The sequence below is a fragment of the Roseburia sp. 1XD42-69 genome (assembly GCF_003612565.1).
GTDB lineage: Bacteria > Bacillota > Clostridia > Lachnospirales > Lachnospiraceae > Roseburia_B.
Genome location: NZ_RAZG01000155.1, coordinates 1 through 3,204, shown reverse-complemented (window position 1 = coordinate 3,204; position 3,204 = coordinate 1). Strand labels below are relative to the sequence as shown.

Here is a 3,204-nt window from a genome sequence, read left to right as displayed (position 1 = left end):
AACAGCTCTAAGCCTTTGGCGGAAAGATAATGGGGCTGTGTCGGGATAACCACGCTGTCAGCAGCCGCAAGAGCATTGATGGTCAGCATCCCCAAGCTCGGCATACAGTCCACGAGAACCGTGTCGTAATTCTTTTTTACTTCATTGATGCAGGTTTTGAGTACGCTTTCACGGCTTATAGCGTTAATGAGCCTTACTTCCAGCCCCGACAGTTCAATGTTGGATGGGAGCAGGTCAACGCCCTCGTCATGGTGCAGGATGCTTTTAAAAACATCGACAGGTTTATCATCAATGATGTCCCGCATGATAGTCGAGAGCGTGTCGGGCAAGTCATCTGGTCGGCTGTAACCGAGCGACATGGTTAAATTTGCCTGTGCGTCGGCATCAATGAGCAGTACCTTTTTGCCCTGCTGTGCCAGAGCCACGCCCAGATTGACCGCCGTGGTGGTCTTTCCAACGCCGCCTTTCTGGTTGGTTAAAGCGATTACTTTGCAATTTGACATAGGATGCGTCCTCCTTTCGCATAGATTTAGCCACTTTGTCAAGGTGGCTATGTAAGAGTACCAGAGAACGCAAAAAAGCCGCTTACTCTTAAAAAATCAATAAGAATAAGCGGCTCTGTGATGTGCCTTAGACATATTCAATTTTCATTCTCTTTACTGGTGCGTTTACGACCTTAAATATCAGTTCGTCAACGCAGTCCGTATATCTGCCCTGCTGAATGAGTTGGTTTTTCAGCTCCACAAGGCTATGTAATAAAATGCTCCGTTCTTGGCTGTCTACATATAAATGGTTTTTCTTTTCTCTCATAATCAACACCATCCTTTCATGGTTTAATTGTATAGGAAGATGGCTTTATGTTCAAAGGTGTAAAAAGAGTGTTATGCGGGGGTATTGATAAAAGGTGTAGTTACGCTTTTCTGCTGATTCTATGCGGTTTTCTGCTCTCCACCAAAATGACAACTCCAGAGATGTTGGATAGTGCGGAGAGGTAACAAAACAAATACAAATAAGAAAGGGACTTCCTCAATCCTTAAAAGGCTATGACAGTGACGGTTATAGTCTTTTTTCATGCGGTAATTACCATAGAAAATGAACTCCTATTTCTACAAGTGAAGAAATACCCAACAACAGTATTCCGCAATCCAATCTCCCGACAATTAACGGAAGAAAAACATATGTCAGCTACCGCAAGCAGAGGGCAGTCAGCACCGAGCAGAGGGAACGGGCAAGGCAGATGATGATTGCAAAGAATAAGGCAAAGGAAAATTAAATGGAACTGTGTATGCGGTTGTGGTAAAATAACAGCGTTGAACAATTAAACAAATCGGAATTTATCTGTTTTCGATAATCAATTCTTTGCACTTCCATTCTTCACCCAGAACACAATATGTTTCTGTCGTATCAAGAACTGTATCGCTAAAACCGACTGCTTTATAACAATAATAAGCCGGGAGATTATTCTCAAAAACGCCCAATGATGCTTTTTTTGCTCCATATATTTCAAATACAAATTTTAGACCCAGTCGGAGCATAGCTTTTCCATAGCCTTTTCCTCTCTTGTGAGGATTTACAATAACAAATCCAAAACGTAGTTCATCCAATGATTCATCAGGGTTTCTTAGTGTAAAAAAGCCAACGATTCCTGTATCATCAAATGCAGTAAACGGCATTAGAGATTCAACAAAACAAAATTCCTTTTGCGTTATCGGATAATTACCGAGTATACCTGCTGTCCATTGATAAAATACTTTTTCATCCTGACACCATGATAATATTGTATCTACATCTGAAGCTTTATATGGTCTTATTCTAATCATACATTTTCCCTCGCAAATTCCGATTGTGCTTTGATGATTTTTAAGGGAAATATTAGCTGTTATATTTGTTTATTAAAATCTCCGCAAACCCTTGAAAACGCTAAGTTTATCGCAGGTGAGCTTTCCCTTATTGTTTCCCTTGTGTTATATCTTCCCACAGGGCATTACGAACCTTGATAAGGGAAAAAATGAGGGAAACAAAATCACATAAAACATTATAACACAAAACATATGGGAATTGTGAACTGATTGAAATGCTTTCAAAAAAAAGACAAGATGACAGATAATATGAATGTGATTTACGCAACATACAATATCCACCATAACAGTATTGACGTATACACCTATGCAGGTTATTTCTTGCGGATAGACTGCAATAAAGCAGAAGAAGGATTGAAAACCACTCCCTGCTCTGAATGTGCCTTAAATGCTTTGGCGATAGACGAACCGCTTGATATATGCAATCCATCGACACGTCGATGGATTTATTATATCTTGAAGGAAATATGCAGATGTGGGTGGATGCAGAGGATTCGTTAGAACTATGCTAGATAATTCTTAAGTCAAAACAAGTACCAAATGATTTATAGTGTCATTTGGCGTTTGTTTTATAGATTTCGTCCTTGATACTGTATTGTTACTACATAGACTGTTTTACATGGTTCATCAATGCGGAAAATGGCGATATAATTATCAATCAGTAACTGACGGTAGCCTTTTCCGGCATATCTACCCTCGTTACGCTCTTGATGGGACTGTGGAAATGTGTCTAGGCTTAAAATAGACTTCTTAATTCTGTCAATTTGTCCTTTGGCATTTTCAGGAGCCAATTTCTCATTTGCGATATATTCGTAAATGTGGTCTAATTCATGGATTGCTCTGGGGTTGACTTTTACCTTGTATTTATCCAAAATGTTTTTTCTCCAATTCTGCAAAAACTATCTCTGCGTCAACTGCTTCTGCTCCGTTAGCAATTTCCTGCTCGGACTCAAATATGGCTTGGTCAATGCGGTTCATTCTTGCAAATTTGTCATATAATTCACTACTCATTACAACCAAATCGCTATATCCGTTCTTAGTAATAAAAATAGGCTCCTGTTCCTTGTGTGCGATATTAGAAATCTCGGTTGTATTGCGTAAATCCTTAATAGGCATAATAAGTGGCATAATGCTTCACTCCTTTCTTTAACACAATTATAGCATAATTATGTCCAGACGACAACAAAAAATGCAACATGATGAAAATTTTAATATTTCATAGAGTAAAAGATTTGAAAAATAATTGTTGACACATATATTAATTTGCTGTATAATCCCATCTTCGACAGTTACAGAAAAACAAAGTGGCAGAATCCCTTGAATTTATTGGGGATATGCCACTTTT

The 3,204-nt window shown here is 38.9% G+C and carries 5 protein-coding genes and 1 pseudogene; 1 reads left to right on the top strand and 5 read right to left on the bottom strand.

What is annotated here, in order from left to right; all coding sequences use genetic code 11:
- The 3 genes from D7Y06_RS24490 to D7Y06_RS24480 form a co-directional block, all read right to left on the bottom strand.
- Positions 1 to 503, bottom strand: a 503-nt coding sequence (locus D7Y06_RS24490) for a ParA family protein (protein ID WP_147415777.1), incomplete at its 3' end; no start/stop codon positions are given.
- Positions 504 to 630: 127 nt separating this feature from the next.
- The gene (locus D7Y06_RS24485; RefSeq protein ID WP_120408590.1) at positions 631 to 810 is read right to left on the bottom strand and encodes a hypothetical protein; all 180 of its coding nucleotides are present in this window, start codon (positions 808 to 810) and stop codon (positions 631 to 633) included.
- Between the two features lie 524 nt (positions 811 to 1,334).
- Positions 1,335 to 1,820 (bottom strand): GNAT family N-acetyltransferase, encoded by a 486-nt coding sequence (locus D7Y06_RS24480; RefSeq protein WP_120410092.1) that lies wholly within the window; start codon positions 1,818 to 1,820, stop codon positions 1,335 to 1,337.
- A gap of 288 nt (positions 1,821 to 2,108) precedes the next feature.
- Between D7Y06_RS24480 and D7Y06_RS24470 the strand changes: the two are divergent.
- Positions 2,109 to 2,371 (top strand): annotated as a pseudogene (locus tag D7Y06_RS24470) (DUF6061 family protein).
- Positions 2,372 to 2,428: 57 nt separating this feature from the next.
- Here the strand turns inward: D7Y06_RS24470 and D7Y06_RS24465 are convergent.
- Both D7Y06_RS24465 and D7Y06_RS24460 read right to left on the bottom strand, forming a co-directional pair.
- Complete coding sequence (locus D7Y06_RS24465; protein ID WP_120410091.1) at positions 2,429 to 2,731, bottom strand: type II toxin-antitoxin system RelE/ParE family toxin; 303 nt, start codon at positions 2,729 to 2,731, stop codon at positions 2,429 to 2,431.
- Positions 2,724 to 2,987, bottom strand: coding sequence for a type II toxin-antitoxin system prevent-host-death family antitoxin (locus D7Y06_RS24460; RefSeq protein ID WP_012742051.1), 264 nt, complete (start codon positions 2,985 to 2,987; stop codon positions 2,724 to 2,726). The genes D7Y06_RS24465 and D7Y06_RS24460 overlap by 8 nt, the downstream gene beginning before the upstream one ends.
- Positions 2,988 to 3,204: the final 217 nt, after the last annotated feature.

Coding starts and splice junctions, on each gene's coding strand:
- D7Y06_RS24485 (WP_120408590.1), bottom strand. CDS start 810: ATGAGAGAAAAGAAAAACCATTTATATGTAGACAGCCAAGAACGGAGC.
- D7Y06_RS24480 (WP_120410092.1), bottom strand. CDS start 1,820: ATGATTAGAATAAGACCATATAAAGCTTCAGATGTAGATACAATATTA.
- D7Y06_RS24460 (WP_012742051.1), bottom strand. CDS start 2,987: ATGCCACTTATTATGCCTATTAAGGATTTACGCAATACAACCGAGATT.